Source organism: Leucobacter luti (assembly GCF_019464495.1).
GTDB lineage: Bacteria > Actinomycetota > Actinomycetes > Actinomycetales > Microbacteriaceae > Leucobacter > Leucobacter luti_A.
In genome coordinates, this window is record NZ_CP080492.1 from 328,149 (window position 1) to 354,047 (window position 25,899).

Genomic DNA, 25,899 nt, shown 5'->3' on the forward strand with positions numbered 1-25,899 from the left:
GCCCTCCAATGCTCTAGGCTGACGCCAAAACCGCAGTACGCACCTGATCCCACCCCCGAGGAGCACGACGCATGGCCCACCCCGACCTCGAAGCGAACCCCACGATCCGCGTGTCAGATCTCTCGCTGTCTTACCCGGCTCACGCCGGCGGGCGCGAGTTCGCCGCGGTGGAGGGCCTCAGCTTTGATGTGCCACGAGGTGACGTCGTCGCGCTCCTCGGCGAGAGCGGATCCGGTAAATCAACACTCGCGAGGTTCCTTGCAGGCCGCGCAACGGACGCGGGGGAGAAGTCGGCCCGGATCAAACTCACCGGTGGTGAGGCCTCAGTGTTTGACCTCCCCATGCGCCGGCTCGGAAGACGCGCCCGTACCAGACTCACCGCATACGTGGGGCACCTCGCCCAAGATGCAGGTGCCACGCTGACACCTGAGCTCAACGTCGGAGACATTCTGTTTGAGCCGATCGTAGAGCGCAACAAGAACTTTGACCGCGACGCACTCGGCGAGCTAATAGCCGAAATGATGGACATCGTCGCGCTGCCACTCGCCAAACTGCAGGAATACCCCTACGAACTCTCGAAAGGCCAGCGCCAGCGCGTTGCCGTGATGCGCTCACTCATGTTGGATCCGACACTCCTGGTCGCAGACGAACCGACGCTCGGCGTCGACGCCAACAATCGGCCTCGAATTGTCGAACTCCTGCGCTGGTACCGAGCACGCACGAATGCGACCATGCTGCTGATCAGTCACGACATCGGCATGCTCGAAGCACTGGTGCGCGACGTGCTGGTGCTCCAGGAGGGGCGCCTCGTCGGTCACGGTGATATCAACGAAATTTTCAGGAACGCGGATCATGGCTACGTGCAGCGCTTGGCCCAGGCCCTGCGAGCCACCGCCTACGACGAGATCGCAGAAGAGTAGGCGGCGCGCCCGGCGGGGCAGACTGGATTTGCAACCGCTTCAGCCAGCTTGGTACGATATTCAGGTTGCAACGCAATGATCCCCTGTAGCTCAGCTGGCAGAGCGCTTGACTGTTAATCAGGATGTCGCTGGTTCGAACCCAGCCGGGGGAGCGACCACAGCCCTCACCATTATGGTGGGGGCTGTTCGCATTTTACCGAGGGAGTTGACGTGCCACATTCCATCGTTCCGCCCGATCAAGAGCCCCCCGCAGCCCCCACCGCCGCTGACACACAGGGGCACGGCATCATCGTGAGTCTCGATCCCGAGCACACCCCCGAACTCCACGCCACCGTATGGCTCGCCCCAGGCGCAGTCATTGCTGGTGCCGTCAGCATCGCCGCCGACACCAGCGTCTGGTACAACGCTGTCGTCCGCGGCGACTCCGACACGGTGCGGATTGGCCAACGCAGCAACGTGCAAGACGGGGTCGTGATCCACACCCAGCGGGGGGACCCCGCTGTGATCGGAGATGATGTCTCCATCGGACACAACGCGGTTGTACACGGCGCCACGATCGAAAACGGTTGCCTCATCGGCATGAGCTCAACCGTGCTCAGCGGCGCAGTCGTGGGCACCGGCACACTCATCGCCGCAGGCGCACTCGTTCCCCAAAACGTGACCATCCCACCACACTCGCTCGTCGCGGGCGTGCCAGGAAGAGTGATTCGAGAACTCCGCCCAGACGAGCGGGAGCACGTGCGCGAAAACGCCGCCGTATACCTGGGTTATACCGCAGACCACCGCGCCGCGACACGCGGCGCGGACCCCCAGGTGGAACACGCCCAGCCAAATCCACTATGATCGTGGAGGCGCTTTCAAGTGCTGCGGGGATGTAGCTCAATGGTAGAGCCTTAGTCTTCCAAACTAATTACGCGGGTTCGATTCCCGTCATCCCCTCTGAACGGGCCTTTTCCTCCACGAGAAGGCCCGTTCTTTGCGTTCACCACTCCGTGAATCCCAATGAACCCGGAACTGGCTTCGCAGGCTCAGCCAGCGCCACAGCCGCGCAACGCTGCGCGTCGCCCCATGCGGCCAGGCGGGGTTCGATTCCCGTCATCCCCTCTGAACGGGCCTTTTCCTCCACGAGAAGGCCCGTTCTTTGCGTTCACCACTCCGGGAATCCCAATGAACCCGGAACTGGCTTCGCAGGCTCAGCCAGCACCACAGCCGCGCAACGCTGCGCGTCGCCCCATGCGGCCAGGCGGGGTTCGATTCCCGTCATCCCCTCTGAACGGGCCTTTTCCTCCACGAGAAGGCCCGTTCTTTGCGTTCACCACTCCGGGAATCCCAATGAACCCGGAACTGGCTTCGCAGGCTCAGCCAGCACCACAGCCGCGCAACGCTGCGCGTCGCCCATGCGGCCAGGCGGGGTTCGATTCCCGTCATCCCCTCTGAACGGGCCTTTTCCTCCACGAGAAGGCCCGTTCTTTGCGTTCACCACTCCGCGAATCCCAATGAACCCGAACCTGGCTTCGCAGGCTCAGCCAGCGCCACAGCCGCGCAACGCTGCGCGTCGCCCATGCGGCCAGGCGGGGTTCGATTCCCGTCATCCCCTCTGAACGGGCACCCGCGCTCAGTGGGCGATGCCCTGGCGCAGAGCAGGGGATTCTCATGCCGAAAACACCCAATGACCCGCCACGCGGAGCGCCAGTGTGCATTCACCCGGGGAGTTTCAGCTAGACTTGCTCAGGTTGCGCGCGTAATGCGTGTTCCGTCTGTGAAACCCTCGGGTTTTTCGGGGCGTAGCTCAGCTTGGCTAGAGCGCCCGCTTTGGGAGCGGGAGGTCGCAGGTTCGAATCCTGTCGCCCCGACGAGGACTAACCGGTCCACACAGGCTGATATGCAGCACGATTTTCGATCATTGAGAGGCCAAATTGCCGAAGACGACAGCTGAGAAGCTCACTCCGACCCGCGTCAAGCTGAGCGTTGACGTCACGCTCGACGAGCTGGAGCCCTACCTCAAGCAGGCGTACAAGACCATTGCCGAGCAGGTTTCGATTCCTGGCTTCCGCAAGGGCAAGGTTCCGGCACCGATCATCGATCAGCGCGTCGGCCGCGAAGCAGTCATCCAGGAAGCCGTCAACGCTTCACTCGATAACTTCTACCAGGTCGCACTCGGCGAGTCGAACGAGCGCCCGATGGGTCGCCCGACTGCAGACGTGGCTGCATGGCCCGATGCGAAGGACCCGAAGAGCACGCTCAGCCTCGTGTTCGAGGTTGAGGTTCGTCCCGAGTTCACGCTGCCCAAGTACGACGGAATCAAGCTGACCGTCGACAACGCGCAGATCGACGCCGACGCTGTCGAGGCAGAGCTCACGAAGCTGCGCGAGCGCTTCGGAACGCTCGTCACGGTCGATCGCCCCGCGAAGACCGGTGATTTCGTCGAGCTCGATCTCGTCGCAACGGTCGACGGCGAAGAGGTCGACCAGGCTTCCGGCGTCTCCTACGAGGTCGGAGCAGGCAACCTGCTCGAAGGCACCGATGAGGCAGTTGAGACGCTCACCGCCGGTGAGTCCACCACCTTCACCTCGCAGCTGCTCGGCGGCGAGCACGAGGGCCGCGACGCTGAAGTGGCGCTGACGCTGACCGCTGTCAAGGAGCGCGAGCTTCCGGAAGCTGACGATGAGTTCGCACAGCTCGCGAGTGAATTTGACACTATCGATGAGCTCCGAGAGAGCCTCAAGGAGCAGGTCGGCCGCGCCGGTGTGTTCGCACAGGGCCAGCAGGCACGCGACCTCTTCACCGACACGCTGATCGAGAAGGCCGGCATCCCGGTTTCCGAGGAGCTCGTCGAAGAAGAAGTCCACCGTCACCTTGAGGGCGAAGGCCGTCTCGAAGACGACGAGCACCGCGCAGAGGTCCGCATCTCGTCGGAGAAGCAGATCCAGCTGCAGCTGCTGCTCGACGCAATTGTTGAGGCCGAGGAAGTCACCCCGACCCAGAACGAGCTCTCGCAGTACATTTTCCAGTCGGCACAGCAGTACGGCATGGAGCCCACGGAGTTCCTGCAGGCGATCAGCCAGGGCAACCAGATGGGTGTCATCCTCGGCGAGGTCACCCGCAACAAGGCGCTCGCGCTCGCGCTCGCCAAGGCAACTGTTGTCGATCAGGACGGCAACGCCGTTGATCTGAGCGAGTTCACCGCGGTTGACGTCGAAGACGAGGCAGAGGCAGAGGGCGCCGAGGATGCGCCTGCCGAGAAGCCCGCCAAGAAGGCACCCGCGAAGAAGGCCGCTGCAAAGAAGGCCGACAAGCCTGCAGCGACCGAGGAGCCCGCTCTCGACGATGACGAGGCTGCCAAGAAGGCCGCACGCTCCGCCGCAGCAAAGAAGGCCGCAGCGACCCGCGCAGCAAAGAAGGCCGCTGCTGAGGCAGCAGAGTAAGCTTCTGAGCCCGCACTGAGTCGGAGCCCCTCACCCTTCGGGGTGGGGGGCTCCGCTCGTTTGTCTCAGTGCGCTCGCATGGACACCCGCCGCGGGTGCGCATGCGCCGACGGCGAACAATCGCACAAGCCGCCCGGCAACTCGATACTCTCGAATCAAGAAACAACGATTGGAGCTCCGAATGGCAGAACAGACGCCACCGAACAGTGTGTTCGAACGCCTGCTGAAGGATCGCATCATTTGGCTCGGATCCGAAGTGCGCGATGACAACGCAAACGAGATCTGCGCCAAGATTCTTCTGCTCGCGGCCGAGGACCCCGAGGCAGATATCTATCTGTACATCAACTCGCCGGGTGGATCCATCACCGCGGGTATGGCGATCTACGACACGATGTCCTTCGTGCCGAACGACATCGTCACGGTTGGAATCGGCATGGCGGCCTCCATGGGGCAGTTCCTCCTCACTGCGGGCACCAAGGGCAAGCGGTACATCACTCCGAACGCTCGAGTGTTGCTGCACCAGCCCCACGGCGGCTTTGGCGGCACGGCAAGCGACATTCAGACGCAGGCCCAGCTCATCACCTCGATGAAGAACCGCCTGGCTGAAATCACCGCTGCGCAGACCGGCAAGACGGTCGAGCAGATCAACGAGGACGGAGACCGCGACCGCTGGTTCTCCGCTCAGGAAGCGCTCGAGTATGGTTTCGTCGACTTCATCCGCGATTCCGCAACTGACGTCGTTGGCGGCGGCGGGACGAAGCGCTAAATCATGGGACAGGAAGCAAACAATTCGATGATGACCTCACACATGCCCACCGCTGGCGGAAGCACTCTCCAGGTGCCCGGCTCGCGCTACGTGCTCCCGTCCTTCGAGGAGCGCACCGCTTATGGGTACAAGCGCCAGGATCCCTACGCCAAGCTCTTCGAGGACCGCATCATTTTCCTCGGGGTGCAGGTCGACGACGCATCGGCTGACGACGTCATGGCACAGCTGCTCGTGTTGGAGAGCCAGGATCCTGAGCGTGACATCACCATGTACATCAACTCGCCAGGTGGTTCATTCACAGCGATGACGGCGATCTACGACACGATGCAGTACATCCGCCCGCATGTGCAGACGGTATGCCTTGGCCAGGCGGCTTCCGCTGCTGCGGTGCTCCTTGCAGGTGGATCGCCGGGGAAGCGGCTCGCGCTACCCAACGCCCGCGTGCTGATCCACCAGCCGTCCTCAGGGCAGGGTGGGCACGGCCAGGCCTCAGATATCGAGATTCAGGCGCGCGAGATTCTGCGCATGCGTGAGTGGCTCGAAGAGACGCTCTCGAAGCACTCAAAGCGCTCGATCGAAGAGGTCCACAAGGACATTGATCGTGACAAGATCCTCAGCGCGCAGGAAGCGCTTGAGTACGGTCTCGTTGATCAGGTACTCACCAGTCGGAAGAACCCGCAGCCAGTTCTCCCGTAACTGACTGTCGGGCCCCGGGGTACGCCCCGGGGCCCGCGGCGTGCCGCGGCCAATTGTCGGGGGTGGCCGCTAGTCTCTAAAGAGTTCCCCGACAGAGTGTGAAGGAGCCTCAGCATGGCGAAGATCGGCGAAAGCAGCGAGCTGCTCAAGTGCTCCTTCTGCGGCAAATCGCAGAAGCAAGTGCAGCAGCTTATTGCGGGACCCCAGATCTACATCTGTGACGAGTGCGTTGCGTTGTGCAATGAGATCATCGAAGAGCGCCTTGCCGAGACACAGACGAGCGAGTCCTCTGATTTCACCCTTCACAAGCCCCGTGAGATCTCTGATTTCCTCGACGAGTACGTCATCGGGCAGGATCGCGCGAAGCAGTCCCTTGCGGTTGCTGTGTACAACCACTACAAGCGGGTGCGTGCCGCAGCTACGCTCACGAGCGCAGATGTTGTGGCTGAGCAAGTCGAGATTGAAAAGTCCAATATCCTCATGATCGGGCCGACCGGTTGTGGCAAGACCTACCTCGCACAGTCGCTCGCACGGCAGCTGGGAGTGCCTTTCGCGGTGGCGGACGCTACGGCCCTCACAGAGGCGGGGTACGTCGGCGAAGACGTCGAGAACATTCTCCTCAAGCTGCTCCAGGCAGCAGACTTCGACATCCAGCGCGCTGAAACCGGCATCATCTACATTGACGAGATCGATAAAATCTCGCGCAAGGCTGAGAACCCGTCAATTACTCGCGATGTGTCGGGAGAAGGCGTGCAGCAGGCGCTGCTGAAGATTCTCGAGGGCACCGTCGCCTCAATTCCGCCGCAGGGCGGCCGCAAGCATCCGAACCAGGAATTCCTGCAGCTCGACACCACCAATGTGCTGTTCATTGTTGCCGGTGCGTTCTCCGGGCTTGAAGAGATCATCGGCTCGCGCCTCGGGAAGGGCGGCATTGGCTTCGGAGCCCCGGTGACCACTCGGCGCAACGACGAAAACCTCTTCGCCAAAGTGGAACCCGAGGATCTACACAAGTTTGGATTGATCCCCGAGTTCATTGGCCGCCTCCCCGTTGTGGCGACGGTCGACCCACTCGACGTGCCGGCCCTCACCCGGATCCTCACCGAACCACGCAATGCGCTCGTGAAGCAATACCAGCGCATGTTTGAGCTGGACGGCGTCGGTCTTGAGTTCGAGGAGGCGGCGCTCGAAGCGATCGCCGAACTCGCCGTCGAGCGCAAGACAGGCGCCCGAGGCCTGCGCTCGATCCTGGAGCGCGTCCTGGGCTCTGTGATGTTCGAGGTGCCCTCGAGCGACGAGGTCACCAAAGTCATCGTGACTCGCGAATCTGTGCTGGGGGAGACCGGCCCGCGTGTGCTGCAGGCCCGAGGCGGTCGCGAAAGCGCCTAGGGAGCCGACTGTCCGGTCCCGCAATCGCTGGAGTCTGCCCTTCGGACACCGCCCACGCACTCCAAGCGGGCCCACGCTCCAGCCTCGCTACACAAGGCGGCCTCGCCAAACGCTCCAGCTTCGCTACACAAGGCAGCCTCGCAAAACGCTCCAGCCTCGCCAAACACGGTAGCCTCGCCAACCGCTCCAAGCTGCGCCCACGCGAAATCCTCGCCTACCCGCTCGGGCGACGCTGGGAGCGTGCGCGCGAATTGACGGGAGTCTTGTTCTCGCTGCCCGCGCCTGGACAAGCGCACGTTGACGCAGTGCTTCGGAATCGCGCCAGCACAACGCTCTCCCACGTGCGAAACGCGGAGGCGGGGAGTGCTGAGACGGCACTTCGATCCGCGACTACCCGCACGAATACGACGCGTTCGCCCCACAGCGGTGTTTCGGCACACGTGAGTCACGGTCACGCAGACAGCCTCAGCCACTTCGCTCCCGCACAGTGCATGCAGGGAAAATGCCCACATCAGCGAGGCTGACGTGGGCACCTCTTCGAGCTACTCAGCGGTAACGTCGTAGCTCAGGAGCACTGAGCCGTCACTCTGAGGGATGGTCACCGCCACAGCGGTGGTACTGGCGCTGCTGAGCAGGGCGGAGAGACCGCCATCCGCGCTCGCAGTGACCTCTGTCGCGGCGAAGCCACTCTCAGCAATAATGCTCTGCCACAGCTGATCGGCTTCAGCCTGGTTCGCAGCTCGAAGCACGACGAACCAGTCGGTCGCCGAGCGTTCGCCGGCGTCATCCACCGTCGCGCCGGGCGGAACCACGAAGCGTTCGCTCGGGAACGACGCAGGGAGTTGCGCGTCCTTCTGTTCGACCGCGGGGTCGTTCTGCTCTGGCCAGCTCTCGCCAGTACTCGTGCCGCCCTTGCCTGCAAGATCATCTACGGGAGCAGGTTTCCCGGAGCTGTCTCCCGCCGAGGCGCCCGGCTTCGCGGAGGGCTTGGCGGAGGGCTTCGGCGTACTCGATCCAGACGGAGTCTTCGTGCCCCTCTCAGATGACTGCGGCGCCGGCGGATCAGGCGCGCAGGCGGTGAGCGAACCCAGCAATGCCGCGCCGACGAGCAGTGAGCCGGCCGCGACACCGAGGCGTCGCAGCTTCACGGAAGCTGGTCTCCGCACACCCCATGCCCACTTACCCAGCATCGGCATTCCTCTCAGCTCAGCCAGTCATCATCGTCATCAAGAATGCCGGAGACGTCACTCGCGCGCGCACCAGCTCCCTGCTCATCCTCCCGGATCGCACTGTGAACCTGCTCAGCAGCAAGCTCCCGCACAGTCACGTCACCCGCGGCATCCTGCGACACGAGCACCAGCTCGTCCAACGCGCACCGAGGCCGCCCTTCAAGCCAGGTCAGCGTCCAGGACCCGGCAGCCGGAAAGCGAGCCTCCTGCGCGGCGATTTCTGCGTGCAGCTCAGGGGCACGCCGCGGTGCGGCGTCTGCCCAACCGACCAGCGTGCCCCGAGCTGCATCGCCTACGCCTCGGTCTGTTCGAGCTGGATCTCTGCGACCACGACTGCGTCGACCTCACCCGCTTCAATCCGGAGTTCCACGATTCGCCCAACAGCGGCGAGATCCGTTGCGGCCGCCTGCAGGCGATCCCGGTCTGCAGCCGGTGCGTGCACAATCGCGAGAGTGACCGGCGTCTTCTGCGATGCCTTCGCGGCGGTCTTCGCACCGCGCACACCGATCAGTGCGCCGCCTACCAGGCTGAGAAGCCCGGCGTCAGCGTCTGTGCCAGCCAATTGAAGCGGCTCATCCGCCGTGGGCCACGCCGCTTGGTGCACGGAGCCTTCACCGAACCATGACCAGACCTCTTCGGTAGCGAACGGCAGGAATGGCGCGAGCAGCCGCACGAACACCGATAGCGCGGCACGTAGCGCGGTCACTGCAGAGGCACGCGGCTGGCCGGTGCCGTCGTCTCCAACTGCGCCGTGCGCGCGCTCCTTGACGAGCTCCAAGTAGTCGTCGCAGAACGTCCAGAAATAGGACTCCGTAAGCTCCAGAGCTCGTGCGTGATCGTAGGCCTCGAACGCGGCCGTTGCATCCTCGATCACGCGCGCAAGGCCGGCAAGCATCGACTTGTCGAGCGCCTCGGTCACGTTGCCGACACCTGTGGCGTCAAAGCCGAGCGTGAACTTCGCGGCGTTGAGCAGCTTGATCGCGAGGCGTCGCCCGATCTTGATCTGGGTCGGGTTCTGCGGATCAAACGACGCGTCCGTGCCGAGCTTCGCGGATGAAGCCCAATAGCGCACGGCGTCGGAGCCGTGCTGCTCAAGCATGCCCGCTGGAGTCACCACATTGCCCTTGGACTTCGACATCTTCTTGCGGTCTGGATCCAAGATCCAACCGGAGATACCAGCGTTCTCCCACGGGAGCTGCCCACACTCAAGCTCCGAGCGCAGGAGCGTAGAGAACAGCCAGGTGCGGATGATGTCTTGCCCCTGCGGGCGGAGGCTGTACGGGTACACAAGCTTGAACAGCTCGGGATCTCGCTCCCAGCCGCCGGCGAGCTGTGGGGTGAGCGATGAGGTCGCCCACGTGTCCATGACGTCCACTTCACCCTGGAAGCCGCCGGCGACTCCGCGCTGCTCGGCGGTGTAGCCGGTCGGCACATCGCTGGAGGGGTCGACCGGGAGCTGGTCAACAGAAGGGAGAATCGGTTCGTCGAACACCGGGTTACCCTCAGCATCGAGCGGATACCACACGGGCAGCGGGACGCCGAAGAAGCGCTGACGGGAGATGAGCCAGTCGCCGGAGAGCCCCTCAACCCAGTTCTCGTAGCGCACGCGCATGAAGTCAGGGTGCCAGTTCAGTTCTTTGCCGTGCGCGAGGAGACGCTCACGGAGCCCCTCGTTGCGGGCACCGTTCGCGATGTACCACTGACGGGTCGAGACGATCTCGAGCGGCTTGTCGCCCTTTTCGAAGAACTTCACCGGATGAGTGATCTTGCGAATCTCGCCCGTAAGCTCGCCCGACGCCTGAAGCAGTTCCACCATCGTTTGCTTCGCGCTGAAGACGGTCTTGCCCGCGATCTGGGCATAGGCTTCGCGACCAGACTCAGAGGTGATCACAGCGGGAGCTTCCTGCAGCACACGGCCGTCGAAGCCGAGAATTGCGCGGTTCGGCAAGTCCAGCTCGCGCCACCACACGACATCGGTGACGTCTCCGAACGTGCAGATCATAGCGATGCCAGTGCCCTTGTCCTGCTTCGCGAGGTGATGCGCCACAATCGGCACCTCGACGTCAAAGATGGGGGTGCGCACGGTCGTGCCGAACAGCGGCTGGAAGCGCTCATCGTCCGGGTGAGCAACGAGGGCAACACACGCCGCGAGTAGCTCAGGGCGCGTGGTGTCGATGAGGATATCGTCGCCCCCGTCAGTGCGGTGGAAAGCGAGCGTGTGGTAGGCACTCGGCTGTTCCCGGTCTTCGAGCTCCGCTTGCGCGACTGCCGTTCGGAATGTGATGTCCCACAGGGTCGGCGCCTGGGCCTGATAGGCCTCGCCGCGCTCAACGTTGCGGATGAACGCCAACTGCGATGCGCGGAGCGACTCGGAGCCGATGGTGCGGTAGCTCTGCGTCCAGTCGACCGAGAGTCCGAGGCTTCGCCAGAGGTCCTCGAACTGCTTCTCGTCCTCAACCGTGAGGCGTTCGCACAGCTCGATGAAGTTGCGGCGAGAGATCGGCTGCTGGTCGGCGGCCTTGATGCTCTTGCCGTCGCCGCCCTCGTGCGGCGGAGTGAATCCTTCGACGTAGGGGAGCGACGGATCACAGCGCACGCCGTAGTAGTTCTGCACACGGCGCTCGGTGGGCAGGCCGTTGTCGTCCCAGCCCATCGGATAAAAGACGCGTTTGCCCCGCATGCGCTGATACCGCGCGACCGTGTCCGTGTGTGTGTACGAGAAGACATGGCCGACATGGAGAGAGCCGGAGGCTGTGGGCGGAGGCGTGTCGATGCTGTACACGTCGGCAGCGGTGGCGCCCTCGCGCTGGAACGCGTAGGTACCTGACTCTTCCCAGACAGCCCCCCACTTCGCTTCGAGGCCTTCGAGTGCCGGCTTGTCAGGAATCGCGCTCATACTTGGCTGCTCCGTGTCTCGACGCGAGGTCGGGTTCGATGTGGGCGGCACCGCGTAGTCGGGCGTGCGCGTGTCATCGCGAAAGCCCTGGTGCCTGATGGTCAACACAGCAAGTCTAGCCGTCGTCGCAGCGAGGCATGGTCCCAGGACCGCCCCCGTGTCGCTCAGGCGAGGTAGACCGCGAGCAACGTTTCGTTCAATGCTGGATCGCCGCCTGGGACAGGCTCGGTCAGGTACTGTTCCCAGGCGATACCGCTGACATCGTGCCCTTGCTCCGCAATCCAGCCATAGAGATATCCGTAGGCGCTCCCGAGGAGTGCGTAGTCACCACGCACCAGTAGTGTTGCTGCACGCGACGCGGGAAGGGTCTCACCGTGCACCTCACCCGTTGCGGCGATCGGTGCGGCAATGGGGACCGCGACCGAAAGATCGAGTGTGTCTCCCGGCGCGCCGTGGATGACGCCCATCGGGGGAGCGGAAGGCTGGATCCCTGCGCTGCCCAGCGCCGCAAATATGAGCGGATACGCCCGGTCGTACAGACTTGGAATGGCGTCAAACGCGACGGTGTCACGGACCACGGCGAGGTGTATCTCTGGCTGCTCAACAAGTTCTGGAGCAGGGAATTCGGGGCTGTCAGATGCAGGAGTGTCGATGCTCATGGGTGCATCTTTTCATGGGATCTCCGGCAGGTCCAGAGCCGAGGAAACACGCACGCGGCGGCGCACTCGAAAGTGCACCGCCGCGTGATCACACCGCCTTTGCGGGTCAGCGCGTACCCGCTAGTTCGTGACCTCGGTCGGGAAGGCGTCCGGGAACTTGGCGAGCCACGCGGTGACTGCCTCCGGTTCCTTGCCCTCGCCGTACTCGTTCACCACGAGATCCTCAAGGGCACCGTACTGCGCGTCATCGAGCGTGATGCCCCCAATGAGTTCAGCGGCATCCGGGAAGCGCTCGGTGAAGCCCTTATTCGCGAGGAAGTGGAGCGATTCGGGATCGCCCATTGCCTTCTTCGGATCCTTGAGATCCTTCACCGGGAACGCGTCGTTGGCCCAGAAGGGACGCCACAGTGTGACAACGACGTCTTCCTTCTTATCGATCTTGTCTTTCAGCGTCGCGAGCATCGTGGCCGTTGAAGACGTCACCAGCTCGTAACTGTCCTCGAGGCCGTACTCGGGCATCATGACCGTCTCGGTCTGTTCGGTGAGGCCCGCGCTCGGCTCAATGCCATAGATCTTGCCGTCGAAACGATCAGCGTTCGCAGCCAGCTCGTCCATGGAATCGATGTCCACGTAGTCCGGCACAGCAATCGTCAGTACCGCGTTGTCGTAGTACGCACCGAGATCCTCGATGTCATCACCGTACTTCTCCATGTAGGAGGCGTGGGTCTTCTCGGACCATGCCGACGGGTAGATGTCGATGTCACCTGATGCAAGACCGGTGTACAGCACTGCCGCCTCGGTGAGCTCTTCCATCTCGACCTCGTAGCCGAGCTGCTCGAGCTGGTTTTCGAGCAGGTATGCAGTGCTCAGTCCGTCAGTCCACGAGGGGAGGAAGCCGAGCGTGATCGTCTTGTCGGCCTCATCAGTGCCGCCGCCGTTGTCGGAACTCGGGCTGCATCCGGCGAGGGCGAGCGTTGCCGCGGCTCCGAGTGCGAGAATTCCGGTGAGGTGTCGCTTGTGCATCATGCGTCTTCCTTTCTGCCCGCGCTGAGCGCGGGTCGTCTGGAGTCGGAGGCGAGTGCCCCCGGGTCGTGCAGGTGTATGGGCGAGTTAGTGTGAGACAGCTGCCGCGGGTGCTGGCCTGGCCGCGGACTTCGCAGCGGCCTTCGCAGCGCCTTGGCGCCGCGTCCGCAGCATGGAACGCAGCGACCGCTTGAAATCGGCAGGAGCGCCGAGCGCCGCGGTCACACGGTCGAGGTAGACGGCGAGCAGCACAACACCGAGACCAGCTTCAACACCCTTGCTGACATTCAGCGTCGAGATCGAGGCGATCACTTCTTTGCCCAGTCCGTTTGCGCCGGCCATGCCGGCCACGACGGCCATCGACAGGGCAAGCATGATGACCTGGTTGATCCCGGCCATGATGGTCGGCATCGCGAGCGGGAGCTGAATTCCGCGCAGGATTGCTCCGGGTTTCGCCCCGAAGGCATAGCCTGCCTCAACGGTTTCAGAATCCACACCGCGGATTCCGAGCTCGGTGAAGCGCACCCCCGGCGGGAGCGCGAAGATGATCGTCGCGAAGACGCCCGGCGCGAATCCGATCGTAAAGAAGATCACCGCGGGGATGAGGTAGACGAATGCCGGCATCGTCTGCATGAAGTCGAGGATCGGCTTGATCGTCGCGCTCACCCGGTCGTTTCGCGCTGCCCAGATGCCAAGCGGCACTGCAATTGCCACGGCGATCACGGTCGCGATCAGCACGAGAGCGAGTGTGTAGAGCGCGTTTTCCCACTGCCCCATTGCGACGATGGCGAGCAACGTCACGACAGTCCCGATCGCAAACTGCCACGAGCGCACCAACCACCCAATGAGGGCCAGCACGAGAATGAGGAGCAGAAACGGCGTGGCGATGAGTACGTCACTGAGCTCGGATACGAGCCAGTTCATGACGAAACCCACGACGCCGAGGAAACCGTCGAACGCGTTCTTGAACCAGTCAAGTGCCGCCGCTGCCCAGTCCCCAACAGGAACTCGGATCAGATCCATAATGCTGTCCTGAGTCTTCACAGTGCTTCCTCCGAACCGGCGGCAACCGCTTCAGCGGCGCTCTCGAGGTGGGTCGTTGCCAGGGTTTCGGTGATCATCGCCGAGGTCACGGTCGGGAGCGGCTCAATCACCGGAATCTCCGTCGTGATAGCGGGGAGGTCAGTGAGGGCAGCGAGCAGGGTCACGCGTGGGACCACGCCAATGAGTCGATCCTGGTCGTCGATGACGGCGACGGGAAGGGGGCTCTCGACCGCCATTTCGAAGAGATCTGAAATCACCTGATCCGGGCGGACCACGGAAGGCGTTGGGCGCAGCACGTCTTTCAGGTCGGTGCCACCCTCGCGCACCTGACGCAGCACATCCTTGTCTCGCACGACACCGAGCAGGGTGCGAGCTCCGGTGGTGACGAAACACGCTGAGGTCTGGAGGTCGCGCATCGTGCGCAGCGCCGTACGCGGGCCAGCTGAGCCGGGGACAACTGCGCGCGGTGGCTCCATCACGTCGCCTGCCGTCAGCACGCGAGCGCGGTCGACATCCTGCACGAACTGTGCCACATAGTCATTGGCAGGATCAGTGAGGATGTCGTTCGGGGTGCCGACCTGCACGATGCGGCCGTCGCGCATGACGGCGATGCGGTCTCCGAGGAACATTGCTTCATTCAAGTCGTGCGTGATAAAGACAATGGTCTTCTTGAGCTCCTGCTGGAGCTCAACGAGCTGTTCCTGCATCTCGCGTCGAATCAGCGGGTCAAGAGCGGAGAATGCCTCATCCATCAGCAGGACGTCCGTGTCGGCGGCAAAGGCTCGTGCAATACCCACGCGTTGCTGCATCCCACCGGAGAGCTCGCCGGGCAGGCGCTCTTCCCAGCCGCTCAGGCCTACGCGCTCCAGCCAGTGCTGTGCGCGCTCGCGCCGGTCGACCGGAGCGACGCCTTGCAGTTCCAGGCCGTAGGCAACGTTATCAATGACTGTGCGGTGCGGGAGGAGCGCGAAGTGCTGGAACACCATCGACATCCGGTCGCGCCGCAGGTCGCGGAGTTCAGCGGTGCCGAGCCCGACGACCTCGGTTCCAAACACCTTGATGGACCCGTCAGTCGTATCGTTCAGGCCGTTCAGCATTCGAATAAGCGTTGACTTACCCGAGCCGGAGAGGCCCATCACGACAAAGATCTCGCCTGGCTGCACATCGAAGCTGGCGTCAATGACGGCGGCCGTGCCCTGGCTCCGAAGCTGCTCACGGCTCAGGCCGTTGCGGAGGCGCTTCACGACCTCGCGCGGGCGCCGGCCGAATACCTTGTAGGCGCCTGCGACAGAGATTGCAGGGGTGTCCGTGGGGGTGTCGACAGGAGCCGATCCCCGCGAATCCGGTTTCCCGGACTGTTCAGTTGTGTGGGTCACTCAGTACTCCTCAGATGTTGCGCGATGATCCGCGGGTTACCAAAACCCGCCGGGGGTGCTCTCGTGGGCACACTCTCCCCAGATAGCCATTCGAAAGGCCAGATCTCGTATTGCGGAGCGGAACTCAGGGCGCGCCGCTTGTGTCGGGACGAGTTAGGAACTCACTCAGGCCGTCGGATCTCGACGATTCTCCTGAGAACAGGGCGGCGCGAAAATGCTGAGTCGCACTCAACGCTGGTATTGACGCTAACAAGCTTTCAGTGGATACTGCAAGGTTCTGCCGGAGCATATGCCGCCCGACGAGCGCATAAATATTGCGCTGAACAGGTATTTTCGAAAAACCACTTCGTTACCCCTTCGTTACCTAATGCGCCGATTTCACCCGATTTTGCGTCAACACCCCAGTCCATGTGACTCACGGGTGGCCTGCGGTACACTGACAGGAGCGACTGCGATCCGGCCATCACCGGGGAGTCTTCGGAAGAACCGTGCATCCTCGAGGGCGCACGCAGTAGAACCGAACGGGGACGGCCCGTCACAGCCAAACGAAGGGGCTGGATCTTGCGCAGGTTGTGGATCCGGCAAGCAGGGTGGTACCGCGGGCCGTGAGGCTCGTCCCGGCAGCGAGTGAATAACCCACGCCGGACCAAAGGACTCACATGCCGTACCCCCAGCAGCCCACAGGTGCTTCCGCTGCGGACGCCGCCGCTCAACAGCAGGGCGGAGCCGCGTTCGGCGTTGCACCATCGCCCAGCTTCCCGAGTGTTGAAGAGCGTGTGCTCCAGTTCTGGCAGGACGACGATACGTTCCAGGAGTCGATCCGGCAGCGTGAGCACGCCCCCGAGTGGGTCTTCAACGACGGCCCTCCGTTTGCCAACGGTCTGCCGCACTACGGTCACCTCTTGACCGGCTACGCGAAAGACGTGTTCCCACGATTCCAGACCATGCGCGGGCGCAAAGTGGAGCGCCGCTTCGGCTGGGACACCCACGGGCTTCCCGCCGAGCTCGAAGCGATGAAGCAGCTCGGCATCACAGAAAAGGCCCAGATCGAAGAGATGGGTGTTGCTGCGTTCAACGAGAAAGCGCGGGAGTCAGTCCTGCGCTACGTCGATGAGTGGGAAGACTACGTCACCCGCCAGGCACGCTGGGTCGACTTCGAGCACGGATACAAGACGCTCAACCTGAGCTACATGGAAAGCGTGCTCTGGGCATTCAAGCAACTCCATGAGAAGGGGCTGGCCTACGAGGGACAGCGCATTCTCCCGTATTGCTGGCGCGACGAGACTCCGCTCTCGAACCACGAGCTCCGGATGGACGATGACGTCTATCAGATGCGCCAGGACCCCTCGGTCACGGTAACCTTCCCGATGATCGGCGCCGCAGCCGACGCGCTCGACCTCACTGGCGTGCGGGCGCTTGCTTGGACGACGACGCCGTGGACGTTGCCCACGAACTTCGCGCTGGCCGTTGGCCCGACAATTGAGTATGCGGTCATCCCGGCGGGTCCGGCGGGCGCTGCTGACGGTGGCACGCCAGGGGAGTCCGCCTACTTGCTGGCGATTGATCTTGTTGGAGCGCACGCGAAGGATCTCGGATACGAGTCCGCTCCTGCGGCCACCGAGGCGGTATCCCGCACCGTGACCGGCGCAACCCTCGCGGGCGTGCGCTATGAGCCGCTGTTTGAGTACTACTCGGACACCGAGGTGTGGGGAACTGAACAGGCCTGGCAGATTCTCGCCGATGACTACGTCTCAACCAGCGACGGCACCGGCATTGTGCACCAGGCCCCGGCCTACGGTGAGGACGATCAGCGCATCGGTTCCGCCGCTGGTATCCCCACGATCGTGAGCGTTGACGACGGCGGTCGCTTCTTGAGTGCCGTGACCGACGTTGCGGGCGAACTCTGGATGGACGCCAACCGGCCCCTGATCCGGCTCGTGCGCGAACGGAGTCGACTGCTGCGCGAGGCGAGCTACGAGCACTCCTACCCGCACTGCTGGCGGTGCCGCAACCCACTGATCTATAAGGCCGTTTCCAGTTGGTTTGTGCGCGTCACGGACATCAAGGAGCGCATGCTTGAGGTGAACGAGGAAATCACCTGGGTGCCGGAGAACGTGAAACACGGGCAATTCGGGAAGTGGCTCGAAGGGGCACGCGACTGGTCAATCAGTCGCAATCGCTACTGGGGCAGCCCGATCCCGGTGTGGAAGAGCGACGATCCGGAGTTCCCGCGCGTCGATGTCTACGGTTCTGTTGCCGAGTTGGAGAAAGACTTCGGTGCGCTGCCGCGCAACGCCGCTGGAGAAATCGACCTGCACCGGCCCTACATCGACTCGTTGACGCGCCCGAACCCGAACGATCCGAGCGGCAAATCGACGATGCGGCGCATCGAAGATGTGCTCGACGTCTGGTTCGACTCCGCCTCGATGCCGTTCGCACAGGCGCACTATCCGTTCGAGAACCAGGACTGGTTCGACACGCACCAGCCAGCCGATTTCATCGTGGAATACATTGGGCAGACCAGAGGCTGGTTCTACGTGCAGCACGTCCTTGCGACCGCACTGTTCGACCGCCCGGCGTTCAAGAACGTCATCAGCCACGGCATTGTGCTGGGTTCTGACGGCAACAAGATGTCAAAATCGCTGCAGAACTACCCGGACGTGAACGAGGTCTTCAACCGGGATGGATCCGACGCGATGCGCTGGTTCCTTATGGCGTCCCCGGTCGTACGCGGCGGCAACCTCATCGTCACTGAAGAAGGAATCCGCGAAGGAGTGCGCCAATTCATTTTGCCGCTCTGGAACAGCTGGTACTTCTTCAGCCTCTACGCCAACGCTGACGGCTTCTCCGCTGAACGCCGCACGGACTCCACAGACCCGCTCGATCGCTACATCCTCGCGAAGACTGGCGACCTCGTGCGCGACGTCGAGCGCCATCTCGAGGGCCTCGACACCACTTCGGCGGCCGACGCGTTGCGCGGATACGCTGAAGTGCTCACGAACTGGTACGTGCGCCGCTCACGCGACCGCTTCTGGGAGGGCACGTCTGGTTCACTCGGCAAAGCGGAGCACGCACACGCGTTCAACACCCTGTACACCGTGCTCGAGACCGTCGCTCGCGTTGCTGCGCCACTCGCCCCGCTTGTCACCGAAGAGCTGTGGCGCGGGCTGACCGGCGGGCGTTCAGTGCACCTGACCGACTGGCCGGACGCGGCAGAGTTCCCCACAGATCCTGAGTTGGTCGCCGCTATGGATGAGGTTCGTCAGATCACCTCGCAGGCGCTTGCGCTGCGGAAGTCGCGTCGCCTGCGCGTCCGTCTCCCGCTCGCAGAGCTGACCGTCGTCACGGCACGCCCTGAGGCCGTCGCCCCATTCGCGGATATCCTGCGCGAGGAGCTCAACGTCAAGGCCGTGACCCTCGTCGCACAGACTGAGACGAGCGCGGCGGACCACGGCGTTGTGCAGACGCTCTCGGTCAATGCCCGCGCGGCAGGTCCACGTCTGGGCAAGCAGGTGCAGGCGGCAATCAAGGCAGCAAAGGCTGGCGACTGGGCCGAGACCGACGGAGTCGTTGTCGCCGGGGGCATTGCACTCGAACCGCACGAGTACGAGCTCACACTGCGCGTCGGCGCAGACAGCGATACCGGCCCAGCGCTCGGCTTGATCCCCGGTGGCGGCTTTGTGCTCTTGGAAACGGAAACGACGCCTGAGCTCGAGGCCGAGGGAGTCGCGCGCGACGCCATCCGTGCCGTGCAAGAGGCACGAAAGCATGCGGGACTCGAGGTCTCCGACCGGATCGTACTCGCCCTCAACGCAGACCCGATGCACGTCGAGGCGCTGCAGACCCACTCGGCTCTCATCGCCGCTGAGACGCTCGCTGAAGGGATCATGGTGCAGGAAGCCGTTGGCCTTGACGCGATCGTCGACGACATTGTCTCTCCCGGAGGCGGTGTCCACGTCACTGCCTCCCGCGCAATTGGCGTCGACAAGACCCCGATCATGATCACCATCGACACGACCGGGCTCGATGCACCGGCGAGCTGGACACCTGGAGAAGCAGAATGAGTGCGACGACGTCCGAAGCGGTATACGCCGAGCTCCTGCAGCGCGTCGGCGAAGCGAAACCGCGACCCCGGATCGAACCGGTGCGCCGACTGGCTGAGCTCGCTGGCTCACCGCAGCTCTCGTTTCCAGTGATCCAGGTCGCGGGAACGAACGGGAAGACCTCAACGAGCCGGGCTATCGAGTCCCTGATGCGTGCTCACGGTCTCCGCACCGGGCTCTTCACGAGCCCACACCTCGTTGACTTCACTGAGCGTTTCCAGATCGGCGGCGAGGCGATCTCCGGAGAAGCACTGACGGCTGCGTGGCAGGAGCTTCAGCCGCCGCTCGAAATCGTCGATGCGGAACTGGTCGCTGCAGGCAACGGGCCGATCACGTTCTTCGAAGCACTCGCAGTCTTAGCGTTCACCGCTTTCACCGACGCTCCTGTCGACGTTGCCATCATTGAAGTCGGCATGGGCGGCGAGTGGGATGCAACGAATATTGCTGACGCCCAAGTGGCGGTATTCACGCCCATCGATCTCGACCACACCGCGATCCTGGGCCCCGACATCGAGTCCATTGCTCGCACCAAGGCAGGGATCGTCAAGCCTGGCACCGCTGTCGTCTCGGCCGAACAGGATCCGGACGCCGTCGCAGAACTCGAAGCCGCGACAGAACGCCATGGTGTACCACTGCTCCTCCAAGGCCGCGATTTCCAGCTCACCGATGACCGCTTGGCCGTCGGCGGACGCATGATCACGGTCGCTGGACTCACCGGGGGATCGTATGCCCCAACGTTCGTCCCGCTATTTGGACATCACCAAGCGCAAAATGCGGCGCTCGCGATCGCTGCGGTAGAAGCGTTCTTCGGAGGAGGCCGCGCCATTGCCGAAGAGGTCCTTGAGGAGGGCTTCGGCCAGCTCACCTCTCCCGGCAGGCTGCAACTCATTGGCACCGATCCCATGATCTACGTCGATGCGGCGCATAACCCACACGGTGCTGAAGCACTGTCACGCGCCGTTGCCGAGTCATTCAGTTTTGACGAGCTGGCACTCGTGGTTGGTGTGCTCGCGGAGAAGGACGCCGCTGGCCTGCTTGCGGCCCTCGCGCCGATCGCGCACCGCATCACGCTTACGCCCGTTGATTCTGAGCGCACCATCGCGGCTGCCGAGCTCGCGGCGATGGCGGATACTGAGGTGCCTGGAACACCGGTTGAAATCGCAGAATCGCTCCCGGAAGCGCTCGATGAGGCCCGCGCATGGGCAGGCCGCGCCCCAAATCGCGGCGTGCTGGTCGTAGGGTCCGTACTCCTCGCGGGTGAAGCCATCGCCTTCGCCCGCTCAGAAGGCTGGGGAATCGCATGAGCCATCACCTGAACAACGATGGCGCGGCGGAGGATCCAGAGCTCCAACTGTCGCCATCCGAGACGATGGCTCACAACTCCGCAATGCGGATCTCCGGTGCCCGCCGCGGGCCCCAGTCGACGCAGAAGGCGCTTGCCTCGATCGTGCTGGGGTTTGAGCTCATCGTGGTCGTGCTCTTTGGCCTCACGATGTTTGGCCTGGGCACACTGGAACCGCGCGAGCTGGGACTCTATCTCGGCGGTGGACTCGCGCTCGTCATAATCTTCGGGCTCGCGCTCATGCGGCGTGAGAACATCGGCATCGTGATTGGCTGGATCGCCCACGGGCTGATGCTCGCAACCGCGATCTTGCTCCCGATGTCGCTCATCGTGAGCCTGCTCTTCACCGCGCTCTGGATCTACTGCATGGTCAAGGGGAGCCAAATGGATCGTGACCGCGCAGCCTGGATCGCGGCGCAGGGGGAGTAGCTTCCTGCGCCGCGCGCAGCGGCTACATCCACTTCTTCCATTTGAAGATCACGTACAGCGTTGCTGCCAATCCCGCCATTGCTCCCACCGCTAGTGGATACCCCAGCGCCCAGTGCAGTTCAGGCATGCTGTCGAAATTCATCCCGTAGATCGCGCCGATCAGTGTCGGGGCGAAGAGGATGGCAGCCCAGCCTGAAATCTTCTTCATATCTTCGTTCTGACGCTGCGCAACCAGTGTCGCATTCACATTCAGGATCTGAGAAAGCGCCTCGCGCAATTCGGTGACCCTGATCGAGACCCGCATCAGGTTGTCGGCAACATCCTGCAAATAGCTCTGCAGTTGATCGGGAATCGCATGCCGCTCAAAGCCGCTCCGAAGTGCGGCAATCACGTCGGTCAGCGAAGCCGTCGCGTGCTGGAGATCAATCACCTCCTGGCTCAAACGATAAATGCGTTCTGCCACAGCGGCGTCGCCGCTGAAGACCTGTCGCTCAATCTGCTCACGATCGATCCTGAGCCCTCGAAGCACCGGCTCGTACCCATCGACCACTGCGTCGAGTAAACGGTAGAGCACCGCCTCGGGCCCCAATCGCAGCAGTGCTTCGTTGTCGAGCAGGGTGTCATCGCCCGGGTTCGCCGCGTCGGCGGAGTACTCCGGGAGTGTCGATTCATCGGAACCATCAATCCAACGGCCGTCCTGGCACAGGACCGCGATCCCAGCCGGCCGAACTACGACGTGGAATTCCGAGAAATCAACGTCTTCAGTCTCGTCAAGATACCGGGCGGAACGCACCACGATGAAGAGCACATCGCCATAGCGTTCCAATTTCGGGCGCTGACCCGCTTCGAGCAGATCCTCGACTAACAGGGGATGCAAATCCCATGCTGTTGCAAGTTCAGCGATCTGCGTGACGTTTGGCTTCGGAAACAGGAAGAGCGCCATCCCAGCAGGCGTCTGTTCTGCGAAGCGGAGTGCGTCAGCAATCGCTATTCCAGGAGGCGCAGGAGTCAGCTTCCCGTCGAGCACATAGCGCGTGCGATGCGTCGAGCCTTCAGCAGACGATACGCCCGAACCAGCACGGCCCCTGAATACACCGCCGCGCCGGGGCACCGGCCCACCCATGATCTTCTCGGGCATCATGCCCCCGCTTTCTTCTACGCAACCGTTTGGCACTCTTCACCCTACGGCCTGGTATGCCGCAGGACACCGCAGGGCACGCCGCACACATGATCACCCACGGCACTGATGACTAGACTGGGGAGTTGGGCGGATTTGGCCCACAGACTCACCTGACACGAGGAGCGTGTATGCCCGCTGAAGAAACTCTCATCCTAGTGAAGCCCGATGGGGTTGCCCGCGGCCTCACCGGCGAAATTCTGCGCCGCATTGAAGCGAAGGGGTACCGCGTCACTGATCTGCGGATGCTCTCGGCAAGCCGTGAGCTGCTCGCAGAACACTACGCCGAACACGAGGGCAAGCCGTTCTTCGAGCCACTGCTCGAATTTATGTCGTCCGGCCCGATCGTGGCAGTACGCGCCGAGGGCAACCGCGTCATCGAAGGGTTCCGAGCCCTGGCCGGCACGACCGATCCGACCACCGCGGCGCCCGGCACGATTCGCGGTGACCTCGGCCGCGACTGGGGCGTTGCAGTGCAGCAGAACCTGGTGCACGGCTCTGATTCGACACTCTCGGCTGAGCGCGAGCTCTCTCTCTGGTTCGCATAAGGACCCATCTCACGACGGAGGGCCCACGTTCCGGTTTGTGCCGGAACGTGGGCCCTCCGTATTTCCCAGTGGCACGTGTCCCACACTAGAACTGCGCTGGGATGACTCGAACCGCGCCCTTGTCTGCCGACTGCGCGAATGCAGCGTACGCCCGCAGAGCATCAGTGACGGGCCGCACCCGGTTCTGGGGTCGATAGCCGCCCGCCGCTTCGAGCGCGAGGCGCCTGCGCTCGAGTTCAGTATCGGGCACCTCCAGCGTGATCGCCCGAGTTGGGATGTCGATCGAGATCATGTCCCCGTTCTCGACAAGCGCGATTGTTCCTCCGCGCGCAGCCTCGGGGGAGACATGCCCGATCGAGAGTCCTGAGGTGCCGCCCGAGAATCGGCCATCGGTGATCAGCGCACAGGTTTTCCCGAGGCCGCGCCCCTTCAAAAACGAGGTGGGGTACAGCATCTCCTGCATGCCTGGGCCGCCTCGGGGACCCTCATACCGAATTACGACAACGTCGCCCTCAACGACCTGCTTGTTCAGAATCCTCTCCACGGCCTCGTCTTGGGACTCACACACCACGGCCGGACCAGAGAACGTCCAAATCGATTCGTCGACGCCTGCAGTCTTCACGACTGCGCCGTCGACGGCAATGTTGCCACGCAGCACGGCGAGGCCTCCATCTCGCGAATACGCGTGCTCAACGCTATGGATACAGCCGTTCTCGGCATCGAGATCGAGCTCTCGCCAGCGCTCCGACTGCGAGAAGGCGGTTGAGGAGCGCACACCACCCGGCGCAGCGTGCCACAGCTCGATCGCTTCGTCGCTCGCGCGACCGCCCCGCACATCCCACTCGTCCAGCCATGAACCTAGGGTTTTCGAGTGCACAGTATGCACGGAGTCGTCGAGCATACCGCCGCGACGAAGCTCGCCAAGCAGTGCTGGAATCCCTCCCGCACGGTGAACATCTTCCATGTAGTAGGTCTTGCCATTCGCGACATTGGGTGCCACTTTCGCGAGACACGGCACCCGCCGCGAGACCGCGTCAATTTCTGCCAGGCCGAAATCTACTCCGGCTTCGTGGGCGGCAGCGAGCAAATGGAGGATCGTATTTGTCGATCCCCCCATCGCAATGTCCAACGCCATCGCGTTTTCAAATGCTGCCGGCGTTGCAATACTGCGCGGGAGCACGCTGAAGTCATCGTCGTCGTAGTGGCGGCGGGTGATATCCACGACGAGCGCACCGGCGTTCTCGTACAGCGACTTCCGTGCAGTGTGGGTGGCGAGCGTCGATCCGTTGCCCGGAAGTGAGAGTCCGATCGCTTCGGTGAGGCAGTTCATCGAATTCGCAGTGAACATGCCAGAGCACGAACCGCACGTGGGGCAGGCCGCTTCTTCGATTGTCTGAATGTCCTCATCCGAGACGCTCTCGTTCACGGCCTCCGAGATCGCGTCAACCAGGTCAAGCGTGCGCACCATGCCGTTCGCGAGCACCGCGCGCCCGGACTCCATCGGGCCACCCGAAACGAACACGGTGGGGATGTTCAAGCGCAGCGCCGCGAGCAGCATGCCCGGCGTAATCTTGTCGCAATTCGAGATGCAGATCAACGCATCAGCGCAGTGTGCATTGACCATGTACTCCACCGAGTCTGCGATGAGATCCCGTGAGGGGAGTGAGTACAACATCCCCGAGTGCCCCATCGCGATTCCGTCATCCACCGCGATCGTATTGAACTCGCGTGGAATCCCTCCTGCCTCGGAAATTGCGTCGGACACGATCCGACCAACCGGCGCGAGGTGGGTGTGTCCGGGCACAAACTCGGTGAATGAGTTTGCGACGGCGATAATCGGCTTGCGTCCGAGGTCAGCACCGTTGACGCCTGCCGCACGGAAGAGTGCACGGGCGCCGGCCATATTCCGACCATGGGTGACAGTGAAAGAACGATAGGTGGGCATGAACCCAGTGAGTCAGAGAGCTCCGATATGCGGAAGAGAGTGTCACTACTAGTACCCGCGCTACTATGATCTGATGATTCGCCCACGCACACCACGCGGCATTCAATTGGGAGAGTTCCTGACGGCCCGGCGCCGCGCCAACTCCCGCGCAGCGCACGGGCTCCCGCCGGGCAGCCGGCGCAGTACCGTTGGCCTCAGTCGGGAGGAAGTCGCCACACTCGCAGGGATCAGCGTGAGCTGGTACACCTGGCTTGAGCAGGGCCGGGACATCAATGCCTCTCGCCAGGTACTTACCGCGGTCGCCCGTGTGCTCCAGCTCACAGATTCCGAGGCCGAGTTCGTGTTTGCGTTGGCTGGCCCTGGCAAAGAAGTTGCGGCGACACTCCCGGACCAGGCGTCTGCGCAGCTGCTGCGCATGATCGATGCGCTCGACTTCCCGGCCTTCATCTTGGCGAGCGACTGGACCATCGTGGGCTGGAACGCGGGGTACGAGTGGCTGTATGGATCCATCGCCGTGACCCCTCAGCACGAGCGCAACTTGCTCCACCTTGTCTATACGGATCCGCGACTGCGCGAAATCCTTCCGAACTGGGAGCGTGACAGCCGAAATTTCCTTGCCGAGTTCCGAGCGGAATCTGGCGTGCGTCTCAGCTCAGAGCGGCACCGGGCAGTCGTGGCTGCACTGAGCGAGCACAGCGCAGACTTCCGCGCACAATGGGCTGAGCACACCATCGACCGCTTCCGTTCGCGACGACGTATCTTCGTGCATCCAGATGCTGGCGAACTCGTGTTCGAACATCACCGCCTCGTCCCATCAGACGCGGCCGAGTTGCACGTCGTGATGTACGTGCCGCTCGCACCCGGGGGAGCGGCCCCCTCCCTTGGGGAACGCAGCGCCTAGACTCCGATGCAATGTCGGAGGCTGCCGCTAGCGT

20 protein-coding genes and 3 tRNA genes are annotated in these 25,899 nt (G+C 63.1%); 14 read left to right on the top strand and 9 right to left on the bottom strand.

Annotation, left to right across the window (positions count from 1 at the left end; translation table 11 throughout):
* Nucleotides 1-71 precede the first annotated feature (71 nt).
* The 9 genes from K1X41_RS01550 to clpX all read left to right on the top strand — a co-directional run bounded on the left by K1X41_RS01550 (nt 72) and on the right by clpX (nt 7,193).
* Nucleotides 72-920, top strand: coding sequence for an ATP-binding cassette domain-containing protein (locus K1X41_RS01550; protein WP_133616665.1), 849 nt, complete (start codon nt 72-74; stop codon nt 918-920).
* 79 nt (nt 921-999) lie between these two features.
* Nucleotides 1,000-1,072: transfer RNA gene (locus K1X41_RS01555), tRNA-Asn, on the top strand.
* A 58-nt stretch (nt 1,073-1,130) separates the two neighbouring features.
* Entirely contained in the window at nt 1,131-1,763 is a 633-nt protein-coding gene (locus K1X41_RS01560; protein WP_309478061.1) for a gamma carbonic anhydrase family protein, read from the top strand.
* Nucleotides 1,764-1,788: 25 nt separating this feature from the next.
* Nucleotides 1,789-1,859, top strand: a tRNA-Gly gene (locus tag K1X41_RS01565).
* Nucleotides 1,860-2,698: 839 nt separating this feature from the next.
* Nucleotides 2,699-2,773: transfer RNA gene (locus K1X41_RS01570), tRNA-Pro, on the top strand.
* A gap of 63 nt (nt 2,774-2,836) precedes the next feature.
* The gene (gene tig, locus K1X41_RS01575) at nt 2,837-4,345 is read left to right on the top strand and encodes a trigger factor (RefSeq protein WP_133616666.1); all 1,509 of its coding nucleotides are present in this window, start codon (nt 2,837-2,839) and stop codon (nt 4,343-4,345) included.
* 181 nt (nt 4,346-4,526) lie between these two features.
* Complete coding sequence (locus tag K1X41_RS01580) at nt 4,527-5,111, top strand: ATP-dependent Clp protease proteolytic subunit (protein ID WP_243642826.1); 585 nt, start codon at nt 4,527-4,529, stop codon at nt 5,109-5,111.
* 27 nt (nt 5,112-5,138) lie between these two features.
* Entirely contained in the window at nt 5,139-5,807 is a 669-nt protein-coding gene (locus K1X41_RS01585) for an ATP-dependent Clp protease proteolytic subunit (protein WP_133616667.1), read from the top strand.
* 114 nt (nt 5,808-5,921) lie between these two features.
* Nucleotides 5,922-7,193: an ATP-dependent Clp protease ATP-binding subunit ClpX gene (gene clpX / locus K1X41_RS01590; RefSeq protein WP_133616668.1), complete on the top strand. Its 1,272-nt coding sequence runs from the start codon at nt 5,922-5,924 to the stop codon at nt 7,191-7,193.
* Between the two features lie 542 nt (nt 7,194-7,735).
* Here clpX and K1X41_RS01595 read toward each other — a convergent pair.
* The 7 genes from K1X41_RS01595 to K1X41_RS01625 form a co-directional block, all read right to left on the bottom strand.
* Nucleotides 7,736-8,383, bottom strand: a complete 648-nt coding sequence (locus K1X41_RS01595) for a hypothetical protein (RefSeq protein WP_220175166.1) — start codon at nt 8,381-8,383, stop codon at nt 7,736-7,738.
* Between the two features lie 11 nt (nt 8,384-8,394).
* A complete protein-coding gene (locus K1X41_RS15305) occupies nt 8,395-8,562 on the bottom strand; it encodes a hypothetical protein (RefSeq protein WP_258566603.1) in 168 nt (55 codons plus the stop codon).
* Nucleotides 8,563-8,714: 152 nt separating this feature from the next.
* A complete protein-coding gene (gene valS / locus K1X41_RS01605; protein WP_220175752.1) occupies nt 8,715-11,318 on the bottom strand; it encodes a valine--tRNA ligase in 2,604 nt (867 codons plus the stop codon).
* Between the two features lie 164 nt (nt 11,319-11,482).
* On the bottom strand, nt 11,483-11,977 hold the full coding sequence (locus K1X41_RS01610; protein WP_132203357.1) for a GyrI-like domain-containing protein: 495 nt from the start codon (nt 11,975-11,977) through the stop codon (nt 11,483-11,485).
* 120 nt (nt 11,978-12,097) lie between these two features.
* Nucleotides 12,098-13,000: a glycine betaine ABC transporter substrate-binding protein gene (locus tag K1X41_RS01615; RefSeq protein ID WP_133616837.1), complete on the bottom strand. Its 903-nt coding sequence runs from the start codon at nt 12,998-13,000 to the stop codon at nt 12,098-12,100.
* An 87-nt stretch (nt 13,001-13,087) separates the two neighbouring features.
* Nucleotides 13,088-14,023: an ABC transporter permease gene (locus K1X41_RS01620; protein WP_220175753.1), complete on the bottom strand. Its 936-nt coding sequence runs from the start codon at nt 14,021-14,023 to the stop codon at nt 13,088-13,090.
* A 17-nt stretch (nt 14,024-14,040) separates the two neighbouring features.
* Nucleotides 14,041-15,420, bottom strand: coding sequence for a glycine betaine/L-proline ABC transporter ATP-binding protein (locus tag K1X41_RS01625; protein WP_396426496.1), 1,380 nt, complete (start codon nt 15,418-15,420; stop codon nt 14,041-14,043).
* A gap of 659 nt (nt 15,421-16,079) precedes the next feature.
* Between K1X41_RS01625 and ileS the strand changes: the two genes are divergently transcribed.
* Genes ileS through K1X41_RS01640 form a run of 3 tightly spaced genes read left to right on the top strand, consistent with a single transcriptional unit; the run spans nt 16,080 to nt 21,294 of the window.
* Nucleotides 16,080-19,484, top strand: a complete 3,405-nt coding sequence (ileS, locus tag K1X41_RS01630) for an isoleucine--tRNA ligase (protein WP_220175167.1) — start codon at nt 16,080-16,082, stop codon at nt 19,482-19,484.
* Nucleotides 19,481-20,827 carry a bifunctional folylpolyglutamate synthase/dihydrofolate synthase gene (locus K1X41_RS01635; RefSeq protein ID WP_133616672.1) on the top strand — a complete coding sequence of 449 codons (1,347 nt, stop codon included), beginning with the start codon at nt 19,481-19,483 and terminating at the stop codon, nt 20,825-20,827. The genes ileS and K1X41_RS01635 overlap by 4 nt, the downstream gene beginning before the upstream one ends.
* Nucleotides 20,824-21,294: a DUF4233 domain-containing protein gene (locus K1X41_RS01640; protein ID WP_220175168.1), complete on the top strand. Its 471-nt coding sequence runs from the start codon at nt 20,824-20,826 to the stop codon at nt 21,292-21,294. The genes K1X41_RS01635 and K1X41_RS01640 overlap by 4 nt, the downstream gene beginning before the upstream one ends.
* A gap of 22 nt (nt 21,295-21,316) precedes the next feature.
* Here the strand turns inward: K1X41_RS01640 and K1X41_RS01645 are convergent, their stop codons facing one another.
* Nucleotides 21,317-22,435, bottom strand: coding sequence for a magnesium and cobalt transport protein CorA (locus K1X41_RS01645; protein ID WP_166644292.1), 1,119 nt, complete (start codon nt 22,433-22,435; stop codon nt 21,317-21,319).
* Nucleotides 22,436-22,602: 167 nt separating this feature from the next.
* On the opposite strand from K1X41_RS01645, the gene ndk reads away from it, so the two are divergent.
* A complete protein-coding gene (ndk, locus tag K1X41_RS01650) occupies nt 22,603-23,019 on the top strand; it encodes a nucleoside-diphosphate kinase (protein WP_220175169.1) in 417 nt (138 codons plus the stop codon).
* Nucleotides 23,020-23,104: 85 nt separating this feature from the next.
* Here the strand turns inward: ndk and ilvD are convergent, their stop codons facing one another.
* Entirely contained in the window at nt 23,105-24,964 is a 1,860-nt protein-coding gene (gene ilvD, locus K1X41_RS01655) for a dihydroxy-acid dehydratase (RefSeq protein WP_220175170.1), read from the bottom strand.
* Between the two features lie 73 nt (nt 24,965-25,037).
* Here ilvD and K1X41_RS01660 point away from each other — a divergent pair, with 73 nt between their 5' ends.
* Entirely contained in the window at nt 25,038-25,865 is an 828-nt protein-coding gene (locus K1X41_RS01660) for a helix-turn-helix transcriptional regulator (RefSeq protein WP_220175171.1), read from the top strand.
* The last annotated feature ends 34 nt before the right edge of the window (nt 25,866-25,899 follow it).

Excerpts from the sequence above, each read along its gene's own strand:
- K1X41_RS01550 (WP_133616665.1), top strand. The coding sequence starts at position 72 with ATGGCCCACCCCGACCTCGAAGCGAACCCCACGATCCGCGTGTCAGAT.
- K1X41_RS01580 (WP_243642826.1), top strand. The coding sequence starts at position 4,527 with ATGGCAGAACAGACGCCACCGAACAGTGTGTTCGAACGCCTGCTGAAG.
- K1X41_RS01585 (WP_133616667.1), top strand. The coding sequence starts at position 5,139 with ATGATGACCTCACACATGCCCACCGCTGGCGGAAGCACTCTCCAGGTG.
- clpX (WP_133616668.1), top strand. The coding sequence starts at position 5,922 with ATGGCGAAGATCGGCGAAAGCAGCGAGCTGCTCAAGTGCTCCTTCTGC.
- K1X41_RS01595 (WP_220175166.1), bottom strand. The coding sequence starts at position 8,383 with ATGCTGGGTAAGTGGGCATGGGGTGTGCGGAGACCAGCTTCCGTGAAG.
- valS (WP_220175752.1), bottom strand. The coding sequence starts at position 11,318 with ATGAGCGCGATTCCTGACAAGCCGGCACTCGAAGGCCTCGAAGCGAAG.
- K1X41_RS01610 (WP_132203357.1), bottom strand. The coding sequence starts at position 11,977 with ATGAGCATCGACACTCCTGCATCTGACAGCCCCGAATTCCCTGCTCCA.
- K1X41_RS01615 (WP_133616837.1), bottom strand. The coding sequence starts at position 13,000 with ATGCACAAGCGACACCTCACCGGAATTCTCGCACTCGGAGCCGCGGCA.
- K1X41_RS01620 (WP_220175753.1), bottom strand. The coding sequence starts at position 14,023 with ATGGATCTGATCCGAGTTCCTGTTGGGGACTGGGCAGCGGCGGCACTT.
- ileS (WP_220175167.1), top strand. The coding sequence starts at position 16,080 with ATGCCGTACCCCCAGCAGCCCACAGGTGCTTCCGCTGCGGACGCCGCC.
- K1X41_RS01635 (WP_133616672.1), top strand. The coding sequence starts at position 19,481 with ATGAGTGCGACGACGTCCGAAGCGGTATACGCCGAGCTCCTGCAGCGC.
- K1X41_RS01640 (WP_220175168.1), top strand. The coding sequence starts at position 20,824 with ATGAGCCATCACCTGAACAACGATGGCGCGGCGGAGGATCCAGAGCTC.
- K1X41_RS01645 (WP_166644292.1), bottom strand. The coding sequence starts at position 22,435 with ATGATGCCCGAGAAGATCATGGGTGGGCCGGTGCCCCGGCGCGGCGGT.
- ndk (WP_220175169.1), top strand. The coding sequence starts at position 22,603 with ATGCCCGCTGAAGAAACTCTCATCCTAGTGAAGCCCGATGGGGTTGCC.
- ilvD (WP_220175170.1), bottom strand. The coding sequence starts at position 24,964 with ATGCCCACCTATCGTTCTTTCACTGTCACCCATGGTCGGAATATGGCC.
- K1X41_RS01660 (WP_220175171.1), top strand. The coding sequence starts at position 25,038 with ATGATTCGCCCACGCACACCACGCGGCATTCAATTGGGAGAGTTCCTG.